At 63.3% G+C, this 24,595-nt stretch carries 23 protein-coding genes; 22 read left to right on the top strand and 1 reads right to left on the bottom strand.

Features of this window, described 5'->3' with window-relative positions; genetic code table 11:
• The first annotated feature begins 299 nt into the window (after positions 1-299).
• From AC1RQC_RS25825 to AC1RQC_RS25815, 3 genes are read left to right on the top strand one after another with little or no spacing between them, the layout of a single operon-like run.
• The gene (locus AC1RQC_RS25825; RefSeq protein WP_150987529.1) at positions 300-1,352 is read left to right on the top strand and encodes a branched-chain amino acid ABC transporter permease; all 1,053 of its coding nucleotides are present in this window, start codon (positions 300-302) and stop codon (positions 1,350-1,352) included.
• A gap of 10 nt (positions 1,353-1,362) precedes the next feature.
• Positions 1,363-3,150 (top strand): branched-chain amino acid ABC transporter ATP-binding protein/permease, encoded by a 1,788-nt coding sequence (locus AC1RQC_RS25820; protein ID WP_492885046.1) that lies wholly within the window; start codon positions 1,363-1,365, stop codon positions 3,148-3,150.
• 10 nt (positions 3,151-3,160) lie between these two features.
• On the top strand, positions 3,161-3,904 hold the full coding sequence (locus AC1RQC_RS25815; RefSeq protein ID WP_174426825.1) for an ABC transporter ATP-binding protein: 744 nt from the start codon (positions 3,161-3,163) through the stop codon (positions 3,902-3,904).
• Between the two features lie 264 nt (positions 3,905-4,168).
• Here the strand turns inward: AC1RQC_RS25815 and AC1RQC_RS25810 are convergent, their stop codons facing one another.
• On the bottom strand, positions 4,169-5,113 hold the full coding sequence (locus AC1RQC_RS25810; protein ID WP_492375611.1) for a LysR substrate-binding domain-containing protein: 945 nt from the start codon (positions 5,111-5,113) through the stop codon (positions 4,169-4,171).
• A 117-nt stretch (positions 5,114-5,230) separates the two neighbouring features.
• Between AC1RQC_RS25810 and AC1RQC_RS25805 the strand changes: the two genes are divergently transcribed.
• The 19 genes from AC1RQC_RS25805 (at position 5,231) to hemE (ending at position 24,077) form a co-directional block, all read left to right on the top strand.
• Positions 5,231-6,226: a Bug family tripartite tricarboxylate transporter substrate binding protein gene (locus AC1RQC_RS25805; RefSeq protein WP_492885044.1), complete on the top strand. Its 996-nt coding sequence runs from the start codon at positions 5,231-5,233 to the stop codon at positions 6,224-6,226.
• A gap of 4 nt (positions 6,227-6,230) precedes the next feature.
• On the top strand, positions 6,231-7,091 hold the full coding sequence (locus AC1RQC_RS25800; RefSeq protein WP_492375618.1) for an N-formylglutamate amidohydrolase: 861 nt from the start codon (positions 6,231-6,233) through the stop codon (positions 7,089-7,091).
• A gap of 197 nt (positions 7,092-7,288) precedes the next feature.
• Positions 7,289-9,229 (top strand): tRNA uridine-5-carboxymethylaminomethyl(34) synthesis enzyme MnmG, encoded by a 1,941-nt coding sequence (gene mnmG / locus AC1RQC_RS25795; RefSeq protein WP_492375609.1) that lies wholly within the window; start codon positions 7,289-7,291, stop codon positions 9,227-9,229.
• Positions 9,230-9,937: a 16S rRNA (guanine(527)-N(7))-methyltransferase RsmG gene (gene rsmG / locus AC1RQC_RS25790; protein ID WP_253929173.1), complete on the top strand. Its 708-nt coding sequence runs from the start codon at positions 9,230-9,232 to the stop codon at positions 9,935-9,937.
• A 68-nt stretch (positions 9,938-10,005) separates the two neighbouring features.
• Positions 10,006-10,779, top strand: a complete 774-nt coding sequence (locus AC1RQC_RS25785) for a ParA family protein (protein ID WP_150987514.1) — start codon at positions 10,006-10,008, stop codon at positions 10,777-10,779.
• Positions 10,780-10,831: 52 nt separating this feature from the next.
• On the top strand, positions 10,832-11,734 hold the full coding sequence (locus tag AC1RQC_RS25780; RefSeq protein WP_043350783.1) for a ParB/RepB/Spo0J family partition protein: 903 nt from the start codon (positions 10,832-10,834) through the stop codon (positions 11,732-11,734).
• Between the two features lie 377 nt (positions 11,735-12,111).
• Entirely contained in the window at positions 12,112-12,612 is a 501-nt protein-coding gene (locus AC1RQC_RS25775) for an ATP synthase subunit I (protein ID WP_043350778.1), read from the top strand.
• A gap of 245 nt (positions 12,613-12,857) precedes the next feature.
• On the top strand, positions 12,858-13,721 hold the full coding sequence (gene atpB / locus AC1RQC_RS25770) for a F0F1 ATP synthase subunit A (protein WP_006157245.1): 864 nt from the start codon (positions 12,858-12,860) through the stop codon (positions 13,719-13,721).
• Between the two features lie 62 nt (positions 13,722-13,783).
• A complete protein-coding gene (gene atpE / locus AC1RQC_RS25765) occupies positions 13,784-14,050 on the top strand; it encodes a F0F1 ATP synthase subunit C (RefSeq protein ID WP_006157246.1) in 267 nt (88 codons plus the stop codon).
• 99 nt (positions 14,051-14,149) lie between these two features.
• Positions 14,150-14,620, top strand: a complete 471-nt coding sequence (locus AC1RQC_RS25760; protein ID WP_043350775.1) for a F0F1 ATP synthase subunit B — start codon at positions 14,150-14,152, stop codon at positions 14,618-14,620.
• Positions 14,621-14,622: 2 nt separating this feature from the next.
• On the top strand, positions 14,623-15,162 hold the full coding sequence (locus AC1RQC_RS25755; RefSeq protein WP_006157248.1) for a F0F1 ATP synthase subunit delta: 540 nt from the start codon (positions 14,623-14,625) through the stop codon (positions 15,160-15,162).
• A 49-nt stretch (positions 15,163-15,211) separates the two neighbouring features.
• Positions 15,212-16,753 (top strand): F0F1 ATP synthase subunit alpha, encoded by a 1,542-nt coding sequence (gene atpA, locus AC1RQC_RS25750; RefSeq protein WP_150987510.1) that lies wholly within the window; start codon positions 15,212-15,214, stop codon positions 16,751-16,753.
• A 74-nt stretch (positions 16,754-16,827) separates the two neighbouring features.
• Positions 16,828-17,703 carry a F0F1 ATP synthase subunit gamma gene (atpG, locus tag AC1RQC_RS25745; RefSeq protein ID WP_416049966.1) on the top strand — a complete coding sequence of 292 codons (876 nt, stop codon included), beginning with the start codon at positions 16,828-16,830 and terminating at the stop codon, positions 17,701-17,703.
• A 33-nt stretch (positions 17,704-17,736) separates the two neighbouring features.
• Positions 17,737-19,140 carry a F0F1 ATP synthase subunit beta gene (gene atpD / locus AC1RQC_RS25740; RefSeq protein WP_150987508.1) on the top strand — a complete coding sequence of 468 codons (1,404 nt, stop codon included), beginning with the start codon at positions 17,737-17,739 and terminating at the stop codon, positions 19,138-19,140.
• A gap of 139 nt (positions 19,141-19,279) precedes the next feature.
• On the top strand, positions 19,280-19,696 hold the full coding sequence (locus AC1RQC_RS25735; RefSeq protein WP_043350759.1) for a F0F1 ATP synthase subunit epsilon: 417 nt from the start codon (positions 19,280-19,282) through the stop codon (positions 19,694-19,696).
• A 664-nt stretch (positions 19,697-20,360) separates the two neighbouring features.
• Positions 20,361-21,476: an RsiV family protein gene (locus AC1RQC_RS25730; protein ID WP_492375608.1), complete on the top strand. Its 1,116-nt coding sequence runs from the start codon at positions 20,361-20,363 to the stop codon at positions 21,474-21,476.
• Positions 21,477-21,481: 5 nt separating this feature from the next.
• Positions 21,482-21,904, top strand: coding sequence for a CoA-binding protein (locus tag AC1RQC_RS25725; RefSeq protein ID WP_492375617.1), 423 nt, complete (start codon positions 21,482-21,484; stop codon positions 21,902-21,904).
• 71 nt (positions 21,905-21,975) lie between these two features.
• Positions 21,976-22,932 carry an alpha/beta hydrolase gene (locus AC1RQC_RS25720; protein WP_492375607.1) on the top strand — a complete coding sequence of 319 codons (957 nt, stop codon included), beginning with the start codon at positions 21,976-21,978 and terminating at the stop codon, positions 22,930-22,932.
• A gap of 47 nt (positions 22,933-22,979) precedes the next feature.
• Complete coding sequence (gene hemE, locus AC1RQC_RS25715) at positions 22,980-24,077, top strand: uroporphyrinogen decarboxylase (protein WP_492375606.1); 1,098 nt, start codon at positions 22,980-22,982, stop codon at positions 24,075-24,077.
• Positions 24,078-24,595 lie beyond the last annotated feature (518 nt).

The following is a 24,595-nucleotide window of genomic DNA, read 5'->3' as shown; positions in this document are numbered from 1 at the left end:
CAGGCAATCCCGCACTTGACACCGCATCCGCCATGCGAGATCTTTAACGTGTTAATGAATCTGGCGTTTGCCAGGATAAGCAAAACGGGATGACGGCCATGGTGCGCCGCGGATATGCTGCACCCGGCATATGCATAGCTTCCCGCCGGCCGTGCCGATTACCGATGCGGCACTGCGGAATCTAAGGGTTCGTCGGGATTTCCGCTATGCGTAAGTTGTTTCATATTTCGTAACTCGTAATTTCACAAGCCAGCCGGCTTCCCTCCGCCGGCCGGACTCACCAACAATACGGGGAGACAATGGACCTCTCGATCGCCGCCATCCTGGCGCAGGACGGCATCACCTCGGGCGCCATCTATGCGCTGCTCGCGCTGGCCCTGGTGCTGGTGTTCTCGGTGACCCGCGTCATCTTCATTCCGCAAGGGGAGTTCGTCGCCTATGGCGCGCTGACACTGGCGGCGATTCAGTCCGGCCATGCGCCGCAAAGCAGCTGGCTGCTGCTGGTCATGGGCGTGCTCACCTTTCTCTATGAGACGGTCACCATCCTGCGCAGCGCCGAACTGCGCCGGACCGCGCCCAGGCGGATTGCGGTACTGGCTGGCAAATACCTGGTCTTCCCGCTGGCCGTGCATCTGCTCGCGCAGAACTTCGACGGGCAGTCGATGCCCATGCTGGCGCAGATCGCGCTGACGCTGCTGATCGTGATTCCGCTCGGGCCCATGCTGTACCGTCTTGCCTACCAGCCGCTGGCCGAAGCCAGCACGCTGGTGCTGCTGATTGTCTCGGTGGGCGTGCACTTTGCACTGGTGGGGCTGGGGCTGGTGATGTTCGGCGCCGAGGGCTCGCGCACCGCGCCTTTCTCCGAGGCGCGCTTTGAAGTGGGCAGCCTGACGATCTCCGGGCAGAGCCTTTGGGTGGTTGGCGTATCGGCACTGATGATCGCGGGGCTGTATTTCTACTTCGAACGCACCATCGCCGGCAAGGCGCTGCGTGCCACGGCGGTCAATCGCCTGGGCGCGCGGCTGGTCGGCATTGGCACGACGCAGGCCGGGCGCCTGTCGTTCACGCTGGCAGCGGCAATGGGCGCGCTGTGCGGGATCCTGATCGCGCCGCTGACCACGGTGTACTACGAGTCCGGCTTCCTGATCGGCCTGAAGGGCTTCGTCGGTGCCATCGTTGGCGGTCTGGTGAGCTACCCGGTGGCGGCCGCCGGTGCCATCCTGGTGGGGCTGCTCGAATCGTATTCGTCCTTCTGGGCCAGCGCGTTCAAGGAGGTCATCGTGTTCACCCTGATCCTGCCCGTGCTGCTGTGGCGCTCGCTCACCAGCAAGCATGTGGAAGACGAGGAATAAGGGACACGCCATGAACACCAACCTCAAGAACCGAATCTTCCTGCTGGCCTTCGCGGTAGTGCTGGCGCTGTTGCCCGTGCTGCCCACGCCCGAATTCTGGATCACGCTGGGCAACTACATCGGCCTGTACAGCATCGTCGCCATCGGCCTGGTCCTGCTCACCGGCGTGGGTGGCATGACCTCCTTTGGCCAGGCCGCCTTCGTCGGGCTGGGCGCCTACAGCACCGCCTACCTCACCACGCAGTTCGGGCTGTCGCCCTGGCTCGGCTTGCTGGTCGGGCTGGTGATCACGATGGCCTCGGCCTATGTGATCGGCCTGATCACCATGCGCATGTCGGGCCACTACCTGCCGCTCGCCACCATCGCCTGGGGCCTGTCGCTGTTTTTCCTGTTCGGCAACCTGGAATTCCTCGGCAAGTACGACGGCCTCAACGGCATTCCCGTGCTGCACGTGCTCGGCATCGAGCTGGCCTCCGGGCGCTCGATGTTCTACCTGATCTGGGCCGTGGTGCTGGTGTCGGTGATCGCCATGCAGAACCTGCTCAACTCGCGCCCGGGCCGCGCCATCCGCGCGTTGAAGGGCGGCGGCACCATGGCCGAGGCGATGGGTGTGAACACCGCATGGATGAAGGTGGTGATCTTTGTGGTGGCGGCGATGCTGGCCTGCATCTCCGGCTTTCTCTACGCGCATCTGCAGCGCGCGGTGAACCCCACGCCGTTTGGTCTGAACTACGGCATCGAGTACCTGTTCATGGCGGTGGTGGGCGGCGTAGGCCACGTGTGGGGCGCGGTGCTTGGCGCCGGCATCCTCACCATCCTGAAGGACGTGCTGCAAGGCGTGTTGCCCAAGCTGCTGGGCGCCAACGGCAACTTCGAGACCATCGTGTTCGGCGTGCTGATGGTGCTGCTGCTGCAATACGCGCGCGATGGCATCTGGCCGTTCATCAAGAAGCTGTTCCCCAGCGGGCCGCCGGTGCTGGCGCCGGCGCAAGCGCCCGCGCTGCCATTGCGCGCCAAGCCGCGGACCGGCGAACTGATCCTCGATGTCAAAGCCGCGCGCAAGGAGTTCGGCGGGCTGGTGGCGGTCAACGACGTGAGCTTCCAGGTCCGCGCCGGCGAGATCATCGGGCTGATCGGTCCCAACGGCGCAGGCAAGTCCACCACCTTCAACCTCGTCACCGGCGTGCTGCCGGCCACACGCGGCGAGGTGCTGTATCGCGGCGAGCAGATCTCCGGGCTGCCCTCGCGCGAGATCGTCAAGCGCGGCATCGGCCGCACCTTCCAGCATGTGCATCTGCTGCCCACCATGACCGTGCTGGAGAACGTGGCCATCGGTGCACACCTGCGCGGCGACTTTGCGCCGCAAGGCGGCGTGACGGCAGCGATCCTGCGCATGAACAAGAACGAGGAGGCCAAGCTGCTGCACGAAGCCGCGCGCCAGCTCGAGCGCGTGGGCCTGGCCGACTGCATGTACATGGAAGCCGGCAGCCTCGCGCTGGGCCAGCAACGCATCCTGGAGATCGCGCGCGCGCTGTGCTGCGATCCCGCGCTGCTGTTGTTGGATGAGCCCGCGGCGGGGCTGCGCTACAAGGAGAAGCAGGCACTGGCCGAGTTGCTGAAGAAGCTCAAGGGCGAGGGCATGAGCGTGCTGCTGGTCGAGCACGACATGGACTTCGTGATGAATCTGACGGACCGGCTGGTGGTGATGGAGTTCGGTACGCGCATTGCAGAAGGCGTGCCCGAGGACGTGCAGAAGGACCCGGCGGTGCTCGAGGCCTATCTCGGCGGCGTGGAGTAAGGAAACGACAATGAGCCTGATCCTGGAAGTGAAGGACCTGCACGTGCGTTACGGCAAGGTCGAAGCCGTGCACGGCGCCAACCTGAAAGTGGAAGCGGGAAAGATCGTCACGGTGATCGGCCCCAATGGCGCGGGCAAGTCCACCATGCTCAACGCCATCATGGGCGCGTTGCCGGTGAGCGGTTCGTCCACCGGCGCGGTGACCTACCTCGGCCACGACCTCGCCGGCCTGCCGGTGGAAGGGCGCGTGGCGCGCGGCATGTGCCTGGTGCCGGAGAAGCGCGAACTGTTTGGCTCGATGAGCGTGGCGGACAACCTGGTGCTGGGCGCCTATCGTCGCAAGCGTGCGGGTGAGAAGAACTTCCTCGACCAGATGGAAGTGGTCTACGGCCTGTTCCCGCGCCTGAAGGAGCGGGCGAAGCAGGACGCCGGCACGCTGTCCGGGGGTGAGCGGCAGATGCTGGCGGTGGGCCGCGCGCTGATGGCCAAGCCGCAGTTGCTGATGCTGGACGAGCCGAGCCTGGGGCTGGCGCCGCTGATCGTCAAGGAGATCTTTCACATCATCAATGACCTGCGCAAGACGGGGGTGGCGACGCTGCTGATCGAGCAGAACGCGCGGGCGGCGCTGCAGGTGGCGGACTACGGGTACGTGATCGAGACGGGGGATATGGCGATGGAGGGGCCGGCTGCCGAGCTGGCGGCTAACCCGAAGGTGATCGAGACGTATCTGGGGTTGGCGAAGAAGGCGGCTTAGGCTTTATCGATTGTCAGGATTCATATGACGAATAATGGCGGACATTGTCCGCCATTATTATTTGTGGGCCGGATTGCCAGAGGCCGACCCGGTGCGGCAATGTTCGTGATCAAAGGCTAGCGCAGCGATAGGTACGCTAAATATTCATGATAAGAATTTTAATTTACATATGAGCTGAAGTTAAATTCGTTGTGGAAATACCTATGCGCCACGGAGCTATTTGCCATTCGATAGACGAAATTATTTACAAAATTCTGACTTCAATTATTTATCGGGTGAATTTACCTGGTTGGCCTGCAGCACATCGGGATCTTGCGCTGCCATGCCGAGTAGCCACGCACGAAACTTGGCAAATGCGGGATGGTCCCGCCTCTCCCTAGGCGCACACAGGAAGTACCCCCGCGTCAGCCTGATCGGCAAATCAAACGGCGCCACTACGCGCCCTGCGGCGATCTCGTCTCGTACCAGACAGCGCTGCAACACTGCCACTCCCATGTCCGCCTTGACCGCCTGGACCAGAATCGAGACCTGGTCGAAGCCCGTGGCAAGCGCCGGCGCAGCACTGGGTACGCCTGCCGCACATAGCCAGTGCTGCCAGTTGGCCGGGGCGGTGGTGTGGTAGAGCAAGGGTTCCTCGAGCAGTTCTGCCGGTTGGGACCATCGTCCGGATTCATGGCGGGCGCGGGCCCGGTCGGGATGGCAGATGGGTACCATCTCGCTGCCGATCACGTAGTCGCATTGCAGGCCCGGCCAGCGGTCCGAGGCGCCGGCGAGGATTGCGGCATCCGGCGCCGGGCCTGAGAAGTCCTCGTTGCGCCGGTAGGGCACGAAGTCCAGGCGGATCTCGGGGTGGCGACGGTGGAAATCCGGCAGCCTCGGTATCAGCCATACGCTGGCCAGCGTGGGCACGGCGGACAGCGTGAGGTGATGCTGACGGTCGCGAGAGAGCAGGGCGGCGCTGGCGTTCTCAATGGCTGCCAGCGGGCCGGCTACTGAGTCGAGCAGCTGCCGGCCGGCATCGGTCAGGGTCAGGCGATGCGCATTGCGTTGGAGAAGGGGCTGGCCGAAGTGCGATTCGAGGCGGGCGATGGCGCGGCTGATCGCCCCCTGGGTGACACACAGATCCTCCGCCGCACGCGTAAAGCTGCCCAGTCGCGCTGCGGCGGCAAAGGCATGCAGTTCGGACATCGAGGGCGAGCGTAGCCGCATGGGGGGAGCCGAGAATGAGCTTTGGTAATGCAAGCGTGCAATATAGTCGTTTGTGCGGACCCGGTAAACTGCCGACACTTGGCCACCTTCCCATATAACGCCAAGGAGAAAACCCTCATGATCCGAGCCAGTTTGCCGCGCCGGCATTTCGTCCTGTCCTGCCTGGCGGCGTGCGCCAGCCTCTGCGCCGCCGGCGGCGCGCTCGCGCAGGCCAACTATCCGAACCGCCCGATCCGCCTGGTCGTACCTTTTGCCGCGGGCGGCTCGACCGACCTGTCGGCGCGCCTGGTTGCGGAGTTCGGCGGCCGCGAGTTGGGCCAGCCGATCGTGGTGGAGAACAAGGGCGGTGCCGGCGGCTCGCTCGGCATGGAGCAGGTCGCGCGCTCGGCACCGGATGGATACACCATCGGCATGGCTACCGTCAGCACGCACGGTTCCAACCCGGCCGTGTACCCCAAGCTGAATTACGATCCGATCAAGGACTTCGCGCCGGTCACCAATGTGATGGCGGTCCCCAGCGTGTTCGCGGTGCATCCCAGCGTACCGGCCAAGACCATGCAGGAGTTCGTTGCCCTGGCGCGTGCCAACCCCGGCAAGTACAGCGTTGCTTCGCCAGGTGCGGGCTCCCTGGGTCATGTGAATATCGAGAACTTCAAGATGCTGGCCAAGATCGACCTGCTGCACGTACCGTACAAGGGCGCCGGTCTGGGACTCAACGACGCGGTGGCGGGGCAGGTTAGTGCCATCACCGACAACTTGTCGTCCGCGCTGCCCCACGTGAAATCCGGGAGGCTGCGCCCGCTAGCCGTGCTGGGCTCCGCGCGTTCGCCGCTACTGCCCAACGTCCCGACCTACGCGGAACTGGGCTACAAGGAGATGGGGGATGGCGGTTGGTTCGGCATCGTGGCACCCGCGGGCACGCCGCCGGCTATTGTCGAGAAGCTCAATCGCGCCATCCACAAAGCCATGCAGAACCCGGAGTTCAAGCGCAAGGTGGAAGAGTCCGGCGGCACGCTCGTGCCGACCACGCCGGATGGCTTCAAGGTACAGATCCAGCAGGCCATGACGCGCTATGCGCGCGTCGCCAAGGCCGCCAACATCAAACTGGATTGATGGCATGAACGATAGCTTCGAACCCTTTTTCCAGTCCGCGCCGCAGGCTCAGGCCTTGCCGCTGGTTTGCGATTCGCCGCACAGCGGCACGTGCTACCCGCAGGACTTCGGTGCGGCCATCCCGCTGCAGCGGCTCCGGAGCGGCGAAGACACCCACGTGGAATCGCTGTGGGAAGCTGTGCCGCGGATCGGCGGCACGCTGATCGCTGCGAATTTCCCCCGTGTCTATATCGATCCCAATCGTACGCTTGACGATCTGGATCCCGAACTGCTGGATGGCACCTGGCCTGAGCCGCTGGCGCCGGGCGAAAAGACGCGCCTTGGCTATGGGCTGATCTGGCGCAATGTGGATGCGGCAACGCGAATCTACGGTCGCAAGCTCTCGCTGCAAGAGGTACGCGGCCGGATCGATCGATACTACCGCCCCTATCATCAGGCGCTATCGGCGGCGGTGGAGGAGGCCTTTCAGCGCTTCGGTGCGGTCTGGCATCTGAACCTGCACTCCATGCCGAACAACGCCTATGAGCGGCTCAAGATCCAGAGTCCGCATCCACTGGCCGACTTCGTTCTGGGTGATCGCGATGGCACAACTTGCGAGCCGGATTTCGTCGCGCTGGTGGAATCCGAGTTGCGGGCGCTCGGCTATACGGTGGCGCGCAACGATCCCTACAAGGGTGTGCAACTGATCGCGCAGATTGGCCGACCGGCCGAACGGCGTAACAGCTTGCAGATCGAGATTCGCCGACCGCTCTATATGGATGAGGCGACGCGCGAGCGCAACGGCGGGTTCGGCCAGCTTCAGGCGGATCTGGGCCAACTAGTCGAGCGCATTGCCAGCTACTTGCGAGAGCAGGGTAGGGCATGATGCGTAGACGTTAATCCAGTCGGCATTCAAGCCGGGCCATCGAGCCCGGTTTTTTTGTTTCACGTGGAACACACCCGAGTTATTCATGCGGCATGTTTCACGTGAAACATGCCGTGGCCCAGGGAAGCCACAGCGAATGCCGCTATAATTCGGCATCCCGATTCATTTCCCGCTAGCCTCCCGGAGGAGGTGCCTCCATGCTTTACCCAAAAGAATTCGATGTCATTGTTGTCGGTGGTGGCCACGCCGGCACGGAAGCTGCACTCGCCGCGGCGCGTATGGGTTGCCAGACGCTGCTGCTGAGCCACAACATCGAGACCCTTGGTCAGATGAGCTGCAATCCGTCCATCGGCGGCATTGGCAAGGGTCATCTCGTCAAGGAGGTGGATGCAATGGGCGGCGCCATGGCGGCAGCCACGGATGAGTCGGGCATCCAATTCCGCATCCTGAATTCCAGCAAGGGCCCGGCCGTACGTGCCACCCGCGCTCAGGCGGACCGTGTGCTGTATCGCAAAGCGATTCGCGTGCGGCTGGAGAATCAGCCCAACCTGATGCTGTTCCAGCAGGCCGTGGATGACCTGGTGGTGGAGGGTGATCGTGTTGTCGGCGCTGTCACGCAGGTCGGCATCACCTTCCGCGCACGCGCCGTGGTGCTGACCGCCGGTACCTTCCTCGATGGGAAGATTCACGTGGGGCTGGATAACTACACTGGCGGCCGCGCGGGCGACCCCGCCTCGGTCTCGCTTTCGGCGCGCCTGAAAGAGCTCAAGCTGCCGCAGGGCCGCCTGAAGACGGGTACGCCGCCGCGTATCGACGGACGCACCATCGACTTCTCCGTGATGGATGAGCAGCCCGGCGATCTCGATCCGGTGCCGGTGTTCTCCTTCCTGGGTCGTGCCGATCAGCACCCGCAGCAACTGCCGTGCTGGATCACGCATACCAACAGCCGGACCCACGATATCATCCGTGGCGGCCTGGATCGCTCGCCGATGTACACCGGCGTGATCGAAGGGGTGGGGCCGCGGTACTGTCCCAGCATCGAGGACAAGATCCACCGCTTTGCCAGCAAGGACAGCCACCAGATCTTCCTGGAACCGGAAGGGCTGACGACCAACGAGTTCTATCCCAACGGTATCTCCACCAGCCTGCCGTTCGACGTGCAACTTGCCCTGGTGCACTCGATCCGCGGCATGGAGAACGCGCACATCCTGCGCCCCGGCTACGCCATTGAGTACGATTACTTCGATCCGCGCGCCCTCAAGGCCTCGCTGGAATCCAAGGCCATCAGCGGCTTGTTCTTTGCTGGGCAGATCAACGGCACCACCGGCTACGAAGAAGCCGCTGCCCAGGGCCTGCTGGCCGGGATCAATGCCGGCTGCTTCGTACGGGAGCGCGATGCCTGGACTCCCCGGCGGGACCAAGCCTATCTTGGAGTTCTGGTCGACGATCTGATCACCCGTGGGGTCTCGGAACCGTACCGAATGTTCACCAGCCGCGCCGAGTTCCGTTTGAGCCTGCGGGAAGATAATGCCGATATGCGACTGACCGAGGCCGGCCGGGAGCTGGGTGTGGTCGATGATGTGCGCTGGGATGCATTTAACCGGAAACGCGATGCTGTTTCACGTGAAACAGAGCGGCTGAAGGGTACCTGGGTGAATCCGAGCATCCTGCCGGAAGCCGATGCCGTGCCGCTGCTCGGCAAGGCGATCGAGCGCGAGTACAACCTCGCCGATCTGCTGCGCCGTCCCGCTGTCACGTATGAAGCGCTGATGGCGTTGCAGGAAGGCAAGTTCGCACCTGCCCGGGCACTCGATGCCGACCCGCTGCTGGTCGCGCAGATTCGCGAGCAGATCGAGATCGGCATCAAGTATCACGGCTACATCGCCCGGCAAGCCGCAGAGGTGGACAAGCTCGAAGCCAACGAATCCACCCGCCTGCCTGAAGATTTCGACTACACGGAAGTGCGCGGCCTTGGCATCGAGGTGGGCCAGAAGCTGAATCAGCACCGGCCCGAGACCCTCGGCCAGGCATCGCGTATTTCTGGCGTGACGCCGGCTGCGATTTCGCTGCTGCTGGTCCATCTGAAAAAGAAGGGCATGGGGCGTACCAAGTCCGACTCCAGCCAAGAGGCCGCCTGAGTGAGGAACCAACGTTACGCGGCCGTGGATGATGCCGACCAGCGCCGCCGCCTGGAGGCCGGCTTGTCCGCCATCGGCCTGGCGCTCTCCGCGAGCCAGATCGATCAGTTGTTTGCCTACCTGGCACTGCTGCGCAAATGGAACGCCATCTATAACCTGACCGCCATCCGTCATCCCGACGAGATGTTGACCCACCACATGCTCGACTCGCTGGCCGCCGTGCCGGCGCTGGCGCAAGCGGCTCGCGCCGCGGCGGTGGAGGAGGGCGCGCGTGGCCGGGTGCTCGACGTGGGTTCGGGCGGCGGCATGCCTGGTCTGCCGCTGGCCATCACGTGTCCCGACCTGTCAGTGCTGATGGTCGACATCGTGCAAAAGAAAACCGCCTTCCTCACGCAGTGCCGGGCACAGCTCGGCCTGTCCAACGCCGCTGCCCACTGGGGCCCGGTCGAAAAGCTGGAAGACGGCAAGGGGTATGCAGTCATCACGTCTCGTGCGTTTGCCGAGCTGAGCGATTTCGCATCGCTCGCCGGCCACCTGCTGGCGCCGGGCGGCAAGCTGATTGCCATGAAGGGCGTTTATCCTCAACCCGAACTCGATCGCATGGAAGCGGCCGGCCTGATGGCCGAGTGGCAGGTCGAGGCAATACCACGCCTGACCGTACCGGAACTGGACGCAGAACGTCACCTGGTGGTGCTGTCGCGCCGCTGACCCGGCCGGTGGTTGTCGCCGGCGCCCACCCCCGGCAGGTAGAAATCAAGCAGGAGCAGCAGGAACATATGGCCAAGGTATTCGTGATCGCAAACCAGAAGGGCGGCGTCGGCAAGACCACCACCACGGTGAACCTTGCCGCCGGCTTGGCGGCACAGGACCAGCGTGTGTTGCTGATCGACCTGGATCCCCAAGGCAATGCCTCGATGGGTTCCGGCATCGACAAGCAGTCGCTTGAGCACAGCGTCTACCAGGTGCTGGTTGGCTTGTCGACGGTGAGCCAGGCACGCCAGCATTCCGAATCCGGCAAGTACGACGTGCTGCCCGCCAACCGCGAACTGGCCGGCGCGGAAGTGGAACTGGTCGAACTGGACCAGCGTGAGAAACGTCTCAAGAACGCCATTGCCGAGGTCGATGCCGAGTACGATTTCGTGTTGATCGACTGTCCGCCGTCGCTGTCGCTGCTGACCCTCAACGGGCTGTGCGCGGCCAACGGCGTGATCGTGCCGATGCAATGCGAGTACTTCGCGCTGGAAGGGCTGTCCGATCTCGTCAATACCATCAAGCAGGTGCATGCCAACCTCAATCGCGACCTGAAGGTGATTGGCTTGCTTCGTGTGATGTTTGATCCACGTGTTACGTTGCAGCAACAGGTGTCGGCCCAGCTCGAGTCGCATTTTGGCGACAAGGTGTTCAAGACCGTCATCCCGCGCAATGTGCGGCTGGCAGAGGCACCGTCCTATGGCGTGCCGGGCGTGGCGTTCGATCCGTCGTCCAAAGGGGCCAAGGCCTACCTCGATTTCGGCGCCGAGATGATCGCGCGCGTCAAGCAACTCGACTGAACGCCGGGCTGAAAGTCACCGGGTTGAGAGTCACCGAATACAGGAAACCGAGATGAGCACCGCGAAGAAGAAGGGTCTGGGCCGCGGACTGGAAGCCCTGCTGGGTGGGCCAGCCGAGATCGTTGATGCCGTGAAGCAGGAGGGCGCCCCCTCTGTACTCCGTCTGGACCAGCTCCAGCCCGGCAAGTACCAGCCGCGCACGCGCATGGACGAAGGCGCGCTGCAGGAGCTGGCCGCGAGTATCCGTGCCCAAGGCCTGATGCAGCCGATCCTGGTGCGCCGCGTTGCCGAGCCGGATCGCTACGAGATCATTGCCGGTGAGCGCCGCTTCCGCGCCTCCAGGATCGCCGGACTCGAAGAGGTGCCGGTGCTGGTCAAGGACGTGGCCGACGAAGCCGCGGCCGCGATGGCGCTCATCGAGAATATCCAGCGTGAAGACCTCAACCCGCTGGAAGAAGCGCAAGGCATCATGCGCCTGGTGCGCGAATTCAATTTCACCCACGAGCAGGCAGCGGAATCGGTAGGGCGCTCGCGCAGCGCGGTGTCCAACCTGCTGCGTCTGCTGAACCTGGCCCAGCCGGTGCAGACGATGCTGATGGCGGGCGATCTCGACATGGGCCACGCCCGTGCGCTGCTCTCCGCCGACGGCGCCAACCAGATCACGCTCGCCAATCAGATCGTTAACAAACGTTTATCGGTGCGCGAGACCGAAAAGCTGGTAGCCTCCACCCTCAAGCCCTTTGACCTCAGGTTGCAGAAGCCGAACAATGGCGCGCCGGCGCGCGACGTGGCCCGCCTTGAGGAAGAACTATCCGACGTGCTTGGCCTGCCGGTACAGATCAAGCTGGGCGTGCGGGGCAAAGGCCAGCTCACCATTCACTTCACCAGCAATGATGCGCTCGACGGTGTGCTGACACGCCTGCGCGAGCCCGGCGAAAGCCAGTCACCCGCCTGAGCGGGATTTCCCAAAAATAGTGCGCGATTAACGGTCGGTGCAGCTGTGCAGCGGCTTGGTGCAATTTGATAGCGGCCCCTTCTGGCTCGGCGTGCGCACGCCTGTGTAAGGTCTGTGCAAGGCCGATAAACGACCATGGTGCGCCGCCAGCCTTGGGCAGCTCAATTACCTGGTGCGTTATTGTTGGGCGTCGGCCGCGCACGCACTATGGGTTCGTGGCGATTGCAAGTGAAATGCGGACTGTTGCAAGGCGTCTGTAAGCAGATTGACTCGCATGGTGCATTCCTCGTAAAATCGTGCGGTTTGAATTCCGGCCGGTCCAGAAAAGTTCCGGGGCGGATTAAACAACAAGCAGCAACGAGCAAAGGCAATAGCAGGTGGTTTCAGATCGTCAGGATGCTGGTCGGAAAACCGACTGGCAGACGCGTGATGCCTGGGAAGACGAGGCAGAACGCGAAGAAGAGGCGGTCGATCCGCTGTCGCGCGTCGAGGCGGAAACGCTGTTCGGCGAGCGCGCGCTGCGCCCTTCGCGCATGACGCCCGGCAGGGTCGTGCTGGCGCAGGTTGCGGTTACTTTGTTGTCGGCCATTGCCTGGCGACTTTTTGCTGGCGGCAACGCCGGCGCGGCGGGTTGGTCGGCACTATTCGGTGGCACGGTGTGTTTCGTGCCCAGCGGTTTCTTCGCGCTGCGACTCTGGATGGCGCGCGAACGTCCCTCGATCAGCGGACTGGTGGTCGGCGAGGCGATCAAGGTGTTTGCCACCGCCGGGTTGTTCGTCCTGGTAGTGGTGCTGTACAGCGAGTTGCGCTGGGTACCGATGCTGGTCACGTTCCTGCTTGTGCTCAAGACTTACTGGGTCGCGCTGGCGATTCGCTGAGGTTGTGCCCCAGGGTGGGCCGGCCAGGCGCGGTAGGTCGGATAAGTGTGCTTCTCGTCGAAGTGGGGCACGAAAACAGAATATCAAGATGTTTTTGCGTGGCGCGTCACAACAGTGAAGCGCGGCGTGGATAAGGTTCAAACGAGCTTGCCCGCGGTGACCAGCAAAGTGTGCTGAAGGCGGTGCAAGAAGCGTACCGGCAAAATGCCGGCAACTGGTTTCGCAATATTACGGTTCGTTTCGACATGTCAGCTGCTCAAGGCGCCGAACAGGCCCTCACCCCCTCCGGCTATATCGCCGAACACTTGCAGAACCTCAACACGGTTGGCGGCAAGCAAGCCGCCGTCGTTGACTTCAGCGTCCTCAACTACGACACCGTGTTCTGGTCGGTGCTGTGCGGCGCCATCGCCGTGATTTTCCTGTACGCCGCCGCGCGCCGCGCGACCGCCGGCGTGCCGGGCCGCTTCCAGGCTTTCGTGGAAATGATCGTCGAGATGGTCGACGACCAGGCCAAGGGCATCATCCATGGCGACCGTTCCTTCATCGCTCCGCTGGCACTGATGGTGTTCTGCTGGATCACGGTGATGAATGCCGTCGACTTGATCCCGGTTGACTGGGTTACCGGCCTGAACGGCCTGCTGGGCATCTTCCACATCCATCTGCCGCACCACCGCGCGGTTGCCACGGCTGACCTGAACGGTACGCTGGGCATGTCGTGCGCAGTGCTGGTGCTGATGATCTATTACAGCTTCAAGATCAAGGGCGTGGGCGGCTTCACCCATGAACTGCTGTCGGCCCCGTTCGGCGCCAAGTGGTACCTGGCCCCGTTCAACCTGATCCTGAACCTGATTGAATTCCTGGCCAAGGCGGTTTCGCTGGGCATGCGGTTGTTCGGCAACATGTACGCCGGCGAGCTGGTGTTCCTGCTGATCGCGCTGCTGGGTTCCATCTGGACGTTCGGTGCGGACCTCTCCGCGCTGGGCTTCGTCGGTCATGTGCTGGCCGGTACGGTATGGGCGATCTTCCACATCCTGATCGTTCTGCTCCAGGCTTTCATTTTCATGATGCTGACGCTGGTGTACATCGGCCAGGCACACGATCACCACTGATTTAAGTTTTTCGGTTTTTCGGTTTTTTGGTTCTAAGTCTCTTCTCAATTAAAGGAGTAGTCATGCAAGCATATCTCGCCAACATCCAGGGTCTGACCGCCATCGGTATCGGCATCATCATCGGTCTGGGCGCAATCGGCGCCTGCCTGGGTATCGCCCTGATGGGTGGCAAGTACATCGAAGCGTGCGCACGTCAGCCTGAACTGATGAACCCGCTGCAAACCAAGATGTTCCTGCTGGCTGGCCTGATCGACGCGGCATTCCTGATCGGCGTGGGCGTTGCAATGCTGTTCGCATTCGCCAACCCGCTGCTGGCTGTCATCAAGTAATTCTTTTCGGTCTGCATGATGCTGACGGGCGGCGCGGGCCACTTAGCCTGGCCGCCCTTGCGCATTTATCTGTAGTTTGATTACCGAAAGGAACACACCATGAATCTGAACGCAACGTTTTTTGCGCAGATGGTCGTGTTCTTCATCCTGTGGTGGGTAGTTGCCAAATTCATTTGGCCGCCGCTGGTGAAGGCGCTCGACGAACGCGCAAAGAAGATCGCCGATGGCCTCGCCGCCGCCGAAAAAGGCAAGGCTGAGCTCGAACTCGCCAACAAGCGTGTGGACCAGGCCCTGGCCGAAGCCCGCACCGAAGGCGCTCAACGCGTCGCTGACGCCGAGAAGCGCGCTCAGCTGACCGCTGACGAGATCAAGCAAAACGCCCAGGCAGAAGCCGCACGCATCATTGCCCAGGCCAAGGCCGAAGCGGAACAGCAAGTTACCCGCGCGCGCGAGCAATTGCGCGACCAGGTCGCCGTGCTGGCCGTCAAGGGTGCCGAGCAGATCCTCAAGCGCGAAGTGAACGCGCAGGTCCACGCGGATCTGCTCAATCAACTCAAGGCTGAGCTCTAATCATGGCTGAAACCGCAACCATTGCCCGTCCCTACGCCGAGGCGCTGTTCCGCGTCGCGACCGAATCGAGCGGCAATCTGGATGCATGGTCCGAGCTGGTGTCGGAAATGGGGCAAGTTGCCGCCAATCCCGACATGAAGGCGGTGGCTGGCGATCCGAACGTGCACGGCGACAAGCTGAGTGCACTGTTCCTGTCGGCCCTGAAGTCTCCGGTCAACGACGAAGCCAAGCGCTTCGTCAGCCTGCTGGTGGATAACCACCGCCTGTCGGTATTGCCGGAAATCGCCGAGCAGTTCCATGCGCTCAAGAACGACCGTGAAGGGTCGGCTGATGTCGAGATCACGAGTGCCTTCCCCCTTGAGGGCGCAAGCCTGACCGACCTCGTCGCCGCGCTCGAACGCAAGTTCGGCCGCAAGCTGCAGCCCTCGGTTGCGGTGGACCCGTCGCTGATCGGCGGCGTGCGCGTCAAGGTCGGCGACGAAGTGCTCGACACCTCCGTGCGTGCGCGCCTGGCAGCAATGCAAGTGGCGCTGACCGCATGATGCGCGAGAAGCGCACCAGCCGACGGATTGAAGAATTAGGAGCATTGTGATGCAACTGAACCCCTCAGAAATCAGCGAGCTGATCAAGTCCCGCATCTCGGGTCTTGGCGCCGACGCTGAAGTGCGCAACACCGGCACGGTGATTTCCGTGACCGATGGTATCTGCCGCGTGCACGGCCTGTCTGGCGTGATGCAGGGCGAGATGCTGGAATTCCCCGGTAACACGTTCGGTCTGGCACTGAACCTCGAGCGCGACTCTGTCGGCGCCGTGGTGCTGGGCGACTACGAACACATTTCCGAAGGCGACCCGGTCAAGTGCACCGGCCGCATTCTGGAAGTGCCGGTTGGCAAGGAACTGCTGGGCCGCGTGGTCAACACGCTGGGTCAGCCGATCGATGGCAAAGGCCCGATCAACGCCAAAGAAACCGACGTGATCGAAAAGGTTGCCCCTGGCGTGATCGCACGTCAGTCGGTCAGCCAGCCGGTGCAGACCGGCCTGAAGTCGATCGACGCGATGGTGCCGATCGGCCGTGGCCAGCGTGAGCTGATCATTGGCGACCGCCAGACCGGCAAGACCGCCGTTGCTGTCGACGCGATCATCAACCAGAAGGGCAAGGGCGTTTTCTGCGTCTACGTGGCAATCGGTCAGAAGGCTTCGACCGTGAACAACGTGGTGCGCAAGCTCGAAGAACTGGGCGCGATGGAGTACACCATCGTCGTTGCTGCTACGGCTTCGGACTCCGCCGCCATGCAGTACCTGGCTGCCTACGCTGGTTGCACGATGGGCGAGTACTTCCGCGACCGCGGCGAAGACGCGCTGATCGTTTATGACGACCTGACCAAGCAAGCCTGGGCCTACCGCCAGGTGTCGCTGCTGCTGCGCCGCCCGCCGGGCCGCGAAGCTTACCCCGGCGACGTGTTCTACCTGCACTCGCGTCTGCTCGAGCGCGCAGCCCGCGTGAACGCCGACTACGTCGAGAAGTTCACCAAGGGCGCAGTGACCGGCAAGACCGGCTCGCTGACCGCGCTGCCCGTGATCGAAACGCAAGCTGGCGACGTGTCCGCTTTCGTGCCGACCAACGTGATCTCGATCACCGACGGCCAGATCTTCCTGGAAACCGACCTGTTCAACGCAGGTGTGCGCCCCGCAATCAACGCCGGTATCTCGGTGTCGCGCGTTGGTGGTGCCGCCCAGACCAAGGTCGTCAAGAAGCTGTCCGGCGGTATCCGTACCGACCTGGCCCAGTACCGTGAACTGGCTGCGTTCGCGCAGTTCGCTTCCGACCTGGACGATGCCACCCGCAAGCAGCTGGAACGCGGCCGCCGCGTGACGGAACTGCTCAAGCAGGCTCAATACCTGCCGCTGCAGGTGTGGCAGCTGGCCGCGTCGCTGTACGCAGCCAACAACGGCTTCCTCGACAACGTGGAAGTGAAGGACATTCTCCCGTTCGAGAAGGGCCTGCACGACCATCTGAAGACCAAGTACGCCGACCTCGTCAACCGCATCGAAGATTCCAAGGATCTGTCGAAGGAAGACGAAGCCACCCTGCGTGCCGCGATCGAGGATTTCAAGAAGTCCGCCGCGTTCTAACCGCGCAATTCCACGAAACTGCTCCGGCACCGTTGCCATGACGGTGCCGGTGCGGCACGAATGGAGAGGAAGATATGGCCGGAACGAAAGAAATTCGAACCAAGATCAAGAGCGTGCAAAACACGCGCAAGATCACCAAGGCGATGGAGATGGTCGCCGCGTCCAAGATGCGCAAGGCGCAGGAACGGATGCGCAACGCCCGTCCCTATGCTGAGAAAGTGCGCAATATCGCGGCGCACCTGGCTGCGGCCAACCCCGAGTTCAAGCACCCCTTCATGGTGGCACGCGACATCAAGCGCGCCGGCATGATCGTGGTAACGACGGACAAGGGGCTGTGCGGCGGCATGAACACGAACGTGCTGCGCGCGGTAACCAATGAGCTGCGTGAGCTGCAAAGCCGCGGCGTGGAGGTGCAGAGCACCGCCATTGGTTCCAAGGGCTTGCAGTTCATGGGCCGCATCGGCGCCAAGGTGCTCTCGCACGTGGTGCACCTCGGTGACACCCCGCATCTGGAAAAACTGATCGGTGCCATCAAGGTCCAGCTCGACGCCTTCACCAATGGTGAAGTCGATGCTGTGTACCTGGCTTACACCAAGTTCATCAATACGATGAAGCAGGAGCCGATGGTGGAGCAGCTGCTGCCGCTCCCCGCCGACAAGTTTGCCCAGACCGAAGATGAAAAGCGCGCCTACTCGTGGGATTACATCTACGAGCCCGACGCACAGACCGTAGTGGAAGAATTGTTGGTCCGCTACGTCGAAGCGCTGGTGTACCAGGCCGTGGCCGAAAACATGGCGTCCGAGCAATCGGCGCGCATGGTGGCCATGAAGGCGGCATCCGACAATGCCAAGAACGTGATCGGCGAACTGCAACTGGTCTATAACAAGACCCGTCAGGCAGCGATTACCAAGGAACTGTCGGAAATCGTCAGCGGTGCCGCAGCCGTCTAAGGCGTCAAGTATTCAAGCTATCGGAGATACGAAATGAGTATCGGAAATATTGTGCAGTGTATTGGCGCCGTGGTGGACATCGAGTTCCCCCGCGACGCGCTGCCTAAGGTCTACGAAGCGCTCGTGCTGGAAGACAGCAACGAAGCCTCGTTCGCCGAGAAGGGCCTGACCTTCGAAGTGCAGCAACAGCTGGGTGACGGCGTGGTGCGTACCATTGCCCTCGGCTCGTCGGACGGCCTGCGCCGCGGCATGGCAGTGAAGGGCACTGGCGCCCCGATCTCGGTGCCCGTCGGTCACGGCACGCTGGGCCGCATCATGGACGTGCTGGGTCGTCCCATCGACGAAGCCGGCCCGATCGCTTCGGACGAGCTGCGCTCGATCCACCAGAAGGCCCCGAAGTTCGACGAACTGTCGCCTTCGGTTGACCTGCTCGAAACCGGCATCAAGGTGATCGACCTGGTGTGCCCGTTCGCAAAGGGCGGCAAGGTGGGTCTGTTCGGTGGCGCCGGCGTCGGCAAGACCGTGAACATGATGGAGCTCATCAACAACATCGCCAAGCAGCACAGCGGTTTGTCGGTGTTCGCCGGCGTGGGCGAGCGTACCCGTGAAGGGAACGACTTCTACCACGAAATGAAGGACTCGAACGTTCTCGACAAGGTGGCCATGGTGTTCGGCCAGATGAACGAGCCGCCGGGCAACCGTCTGCGCGTGGCACTGTCCGGCCTGACCATGGCCGAGAAGTTCCGCGACGAAGGCCGTGACATCCTGTTCTTCGTCGACAACATTTACCGCTACACGCTGGCCGGTACCGAAGTGTCCGCACTGCTGGGCCGTATGCCTTCCGCAGTGGGTTACCAGCCGACGCTGGCCGAGGAAATGGGCAAGCTGCAAGAGCGCATCACCTCGACCAAGACTGGCTCGATCACGTCGATCCAGGCCGTGTACGTGCCTGCGGATGACTTGACCGACCCGTCGCCTGCTACCACCTTCCTGCACTTGGACTCGACCGTCGTGCTGTCGCGTGATATCGCCGCGCTGGGTATCTACCCGGCAGTCGATCCGCTCGACTCGACCTCGCGTCAGCTGGACCCGCAAGTCGTGGGTCAAGAGCACTACGACGTGGCCCGTCGCGTGCAGCAAACGCTGCAACGCTACAAGGAACTGCGCGACATTATCGCGATTCTGGGCATGGACGAACTGTCGCCGGAAGACAAGCAGTCGGTGTCGCGCGCTCGTAAGATCCAGCGTTTCCTGTCGCAGCCCTTCCACGTTGCGGAAGTGTTCACGGGTTCGCCGGGCAAGTACGTCACGCTGAAGGAAACCATCCGCGGCTTCAAGATGCTGGTGGACGGCGAGTGCGATCACCTGCCGGAGCAAGCGTTCTACATGGTCGGCTCGATCGACGAAGCCTTCGAGAAGGCCAAGAAGCTCCAGTAAGCGGCGTTTTTCGCTGCCAGCGCCGTAGTGGCGGCCGCCACGGACAGCAACGTCCGGGGCGGCCACGCTTAGCCGGGCAGCGGAATACCTGCTTCCTGGCAACGGGAAGCCGAAGCTTTCAGGGACTAAAGGAATTCACATGGCAACCATTCTTGTAGACGTCGTCAGCGCCGAATCGTCGATCTTCTCCGGTCAGGCGAAGTTCGTGGCACTGCCGGGCGAGTCGGGCGAGTTGGGTATCCTGCCGGGCCATACGCCGCTGATTACGCGTATCCAGCCGGGCGCGGTGCGCATCGAGAAGGAAGACGGCAGCGAAGAGTTCGTGTTCGTGGCCGGCGGGATTCTCGAAGTCCAGCCCAAGCACGTCACCGTGCTGGCAGACACCGCTATCCGCGGCAGCGATCTCGACGAAGCCAAGGCGCAGGAAGCCAAGCGCGCCGCCGAGGAGCTGATGCAGAACCAGAGCAGCGATCTCGACCTGGCACGTGCCCAGAGCGAGCTTGCCGTGGCAGCAGCACAGCTGGCAGCGATCGCGCGCCTGCGCCGGAAACGGTAAGAAAAGCAGGGCCGCCGCAGCTGTTGTTTTTTTGGCGGCGGCGAAAAAAAGGCAGCTGCGAGGCTGCCTTTTTTTTATGCCAACGACTATTCTGTCGGCTCAGGACAAAAAAAAGCGCGCGGGCCGGGGAGGCACCGCGCGGACGGGAAAATCCCTTCGAGGGGTCAATTCGAAGGAACGGGTAAGGTCCAGGTCAACCAACAGGCGCTAACCACATTCTTGGTGGTCCAGCACTCGGTCAGGCGGTATTGATCGCATTCAGACGATCCAACCAGCCGGAACCGGCAAGCGCCAACATCATCTCAACCTGGTACACCGATCACAGGCATCGCTTGTGATCCGGTCAATCTGGGTGGGAATGCTTCCTTAGGCTTTCTTCCATGACGCCCTCCCTTTCTGTTGGGGGAGGGAACGCCTTTCACAAAAACTGATTGTGTTGAAGCATTGTGGGGGAAACTTTTGGGGATGGCAGTAACAAAATGTATCGGTTTGCAAGAAGTTGAAAGCGCGGTAACTAAATAAGCGTCTAAATCGGCATAAATAGGCACGTTAGACCACGTGCCACCGCACTTGCCACCAGGCGGCGGGAACATCACTGCGCGGCGCGGGTCCGATAGCTTTCGCTGATCCTGCCATCCGCCTTGCGGTCCGGCCAACCACTGCCATGCCGCTTTCCTTCCCCTTTCCCCCTTTTTACCGCTTTGCCCAGGCCCCCGTCGATATTGCAAGAGGCCTTGTCCAGCATAGGCTGGCGGCGCTGCTGGCCACGTCTTTCATGGCGGCTGGCCAGGCTGGCGCGGTTGAGGCGCAAGCCCCCGCTGGTGCGCTCTGGCAAGGCGAGCTCGACGGCCACATACAGGTATCGCTGACGATATTTCCGCGCGCGGGCACTGGCGGGATCGACGGCACGGCCCGTTACGATTCAATGCTTGCCTCCTCGCCGCGTCAACTCGATGGCCAATTGACATCCGACGGACGGCTGAGCGTGCGCGAGCGCGCCACCGGCCAGGCGCCTGTTGAGTATCCCGAAGCTCGCGATGGTGCACGTTTCGAGGGCACCGTCTCCTCCGATGGGTTGAGTGTCAGTGGGGAATGGATGAATACCGACGGTACCCGGCGCCAGGCATTGACGCTCACGCGCAAGGCAATCTATCGCGAGCGCGTCGTAAATGTGGCTGGCGCACGTCTTACCGAACGCTATCCCGAAACCGGCCGCCCGCACGTGGATGCCCTTATTACGTCACTGCGTGCCAGCGGCTGCGGCCAGGGCGAACAGGAATGCCGTAGCGCGATCGAGATAATGCGGCTGGATGCCGGCAACGTCGGCCTGCTGCGCACCACCTGGCGCTACAGCGGTGGCGCGCATGGCAGCCTCGACTTCGTGAGTGGCACGTGGCGGCGCCACGGCCCGGCGGGTGCGGTGGCATCCGCGCCAACTGCCCAGCCGGGCTATCGCCGGGTCGGGCTAGCCGATCTCTTGCAGCCGGGCGAGGCCTGCCTGCAAAAACTCAACGACGAGCTACAAGCCGCACTGAAGCGGCAGGGCGCAGCCGAGCCCGCGCGTGGCGTGCTTGACGCCCAAGCGCTGCAGGAGTCGCGCGTCCCGTTTACCCTGTACCGCGGTGGCGTGGTGTTGCACTATGCCCCCTACGCGGTCGGCCCATTTGCGCAGGGCGCTTACCAGGTAGCGGTGCCGTTCGCGCGGCTGGGCAGTTGTGCCCGCCCGCCCGGTACCGGCCGCGACAAGTCCCCCGAACCCTTTGAGAAGGAATCGACGTGAGCGAGATGCAGACAGCCATTCGCGGCATGCTGGCGATGAAGACGGTAGCCGTGGCCGGCCTGTCCGGGCACCCGGACCGGCCCAGCCATGAAGTAGCCGCCTACCTGCAGCGTCACGGCTATCGCATTGTCCCCGTCAATCCGCGCCATGCGGGCGAGCGCATCCTGGGCGAGACCTGCTACGCCAGCCTCGGCGCCGCCGCCGCGGCCTTGGCCAAGTCCGGGCAGCGCATTGATTGGGTCGATATCTTCCGCCGCGCCGCCGATGTGCCGCCGGTGGTCGCGGATGCCATCGCGATCGGCGCCCGCGGCGTCTGGCTGCAACTTGGCATCGTCAATGATGCGGCTTTTGCCCGGGCCACCGCCGCCGGGTTGCTGGCGGTGCAGGACCGCTGCAGCAAGATCGAGCTGATGCGCCAGGCTGCCTGATCCCGCTAAACTAGTCACCCTAGCTCCCGATCCCGCCCTCAATCCCGCCCTCAATTCAGTCCCAAGCAGCCATGGCCATCGATCCCCAGCTTCTCGATTACTACCGCCGGCTCTCCGAACGCTACGCCGGGCAGCCCGAGCCGGCCGGTGCCGCCGGCCGCCGCGCGCGCTTCGCCGAGATCGCGGCAACCTCGGTCGTGCCCGACCCGGAAGGCATCCAGTCCACCGACATGGAGCTGGCGCTACCCGGCCGCACGCTGGCGGCGCGATTGTTCCGCCCGGAAGGCGTGGCCGAGCCGCGCCTGATCGTCTATTTCCATGGCGGTGGCTGGGTGGTGGGTTCGCATGACACCCATCACAGCGTGGCAGCGCTGCTCGCCGCCGACACCGGCTGCGCGGTGGCCAGCGTGGACTACCGGCTGGCACCGGAGCATCCGTTCCCCGCGCCGTGCGATGACGCGCTGCAGGCGGTGCTGTGGTTCGCCGAGCAACGCGTCCGGTTGCGCCTGGACGCTAGCTTCCTGGCCGTGGCGGGCGACAGCGCGGGCGGGCACCTGGCCGCGCAGGCCGCGCGCTGGGCCAATGCGCACGGGCGCCCCGGCCTGGTCAACGCCCAGTTGCTGATCTATCCCGTGGCCGCGCCGGTGCTGGCCAGCGAAAGCTATCGCGCCTTTGCGGATGGCCCCGGCCTCACCCGCGACGAAATGGCTTGGTTCTGGACGGAATTCATCGGCGCCGAGCGCCTTGCCGCCGGCGCCGCCATCGAAGACACGCGCATCCACCTGATGGGCGCCGCGCCACAGCACCTGCCTCCGGCCAGCGTGGTGATGGTTGCCGCCCACGACGTGCTGCGCGACGACGGCCTGGCCTACGCTGACTACCTGGTGCGCTACGGCGCGCCGGTGATCACGCTGGAGGCAAGCGGGATGACGCACGGCTTTGCCCGCCTGCAGCCCGATGCCCCGCGCGCGCGCGAATGGATGCGCCGCGCCGCGCAGGCCTTCAAGGAACTGGCGGCGGATATCTAAGCTGCCGGCGGCGGCCGGCCATCCCGTAAAATGGCGGTCTTACGAGGATGACCATGACCGCATTGCAGAACGATACCTTCCTGCGCGCGCTGCGCCGGCAACCGACCGAGTACACCCCGCTGTGGCTGATGCGTCAGGCGGGGCGCTACCTGCCCGAATACAATGCTACGCGCGCTCGCGCCGGCAGCTTCCTGGGCCTGGCCAAGAACCCGGCCTACGCGACCGAGGTTACCCTGCAGCCCCTCGAACGCTATCCGCTCGATGCGGCCATCCTCTTCTCCGACATCCTGACCGTGCCCGATGCCATGGGCCTCGGGCTGTCGTTTGCCCAGGGCGAGGGTCCGCGCTTTGCCCACCCGTTGCGCACCGAAGGCGACGTCAAGAAGCTGGCGGTGCCCGATATGGCCTCGCTGTCCTACGTGTTCGACGCGGTCAGCGAGATCCGCCGGGCGCTGGTGCAGGACGGCCGCCAGCGCGTGCCGCTGATCGGCTTCTCGGGCAGCCCCTGGACGCTGGCCTGCTACATGGTCGAGGGTGCCGGCTCCTCCGATTTCCGCACGGTCAAGGCCATGATGTACAGCCGCCCCGACCTGATGCACCGTATCCTGGAGATCAACGCGCAAGCTGTGTCGGCCTACCTGAATGCGCAGATCGAGGCAGGTGCGCAAGCCGTGATGCTGTTCGACACCTGGGGCGGCACGCTGGCCGACGGCATGTACCAGACGTTCTCCCTGGCCTATATGCGCAAGGTGCTGGCCGGACTGAAGCGCGAGCACAATGGCGAGCAGGTGCCGGCCATCGTGTTTACCAAGGGCGGCGGATTGTGGCTGGAGGCGCTCACCGAGATCGGTGCCGATGCGCTCGGTCTGGACTGGACGGTCAACTTGGCGCAGGCGCGCCGCCGCACCGGCGGCAAGGTGGCACTGCAGGGCAATATCGACCCCAATGTGCTGTTTGCGCCGGAAGCCGCGATTCGCGAGCAGGTGCGTGGCGTGCTCGACAGCTATGCCGCCGGCGGCGGCAGCGACGGACACGTCTTCAACCTTGGCCACGGCATCTCCCAGTTCACCCCGCCCGAGAATGTGACGGTGCTGGTGGACGAGGTGCATCGCTACAGCCGGCAGCTGCGCACCGCGGCAAGGTGACAGCTGGTGCACGTCTTCCCTCCCACCCGGGGGTACCGCCTGTGCGGCGCAGCGAGCTGGCTTCGCGCGCCGCACCCGGATGGGCGGGTGCCGGGGGAGGCTTGCCCGAAGCGCTGTCAAGTAAACTATTTTGCAATATTTCGCCCTTTCGGTGCCGGTTCTCGCTTGTCAAGGCTTGACTTATGCACATCAATGGGTTTTCCGCAGTGCAAGAGCGGGTTAGTCCCTAACTCATCTGAGGGATGTCGCCAAGTCCTTGATTTACAAGGCATTGCATCTGGCCACGCACAGGCTGGAATGCCCGTGGGAGCCTTGTTTTACGGGGCTTGCCGGGAACTCCGGGCGAGTTTTCAACAAAGTTATCCACAGGCGCTGCCCGGGGCCGGGAAAACCAGCCATCTATCATCGACTTAGGGGCACATTTGAAGCGTTACTTTAAGTTGATGTTGCACCGCACACTGAATTTGTCTGGAAAGCGGCTCAGCCTCGGCCTGCACATGCATTGGGCTTGCTCGCCC

This window comes from Cupriavidus sp. GW822-FHT03E04 (assembly GCF_058801495.1).
Note: the sequence above shows the minus strand (reverse complement) of the source record. Positions and strands in the feature narration are given on the sequence as shown.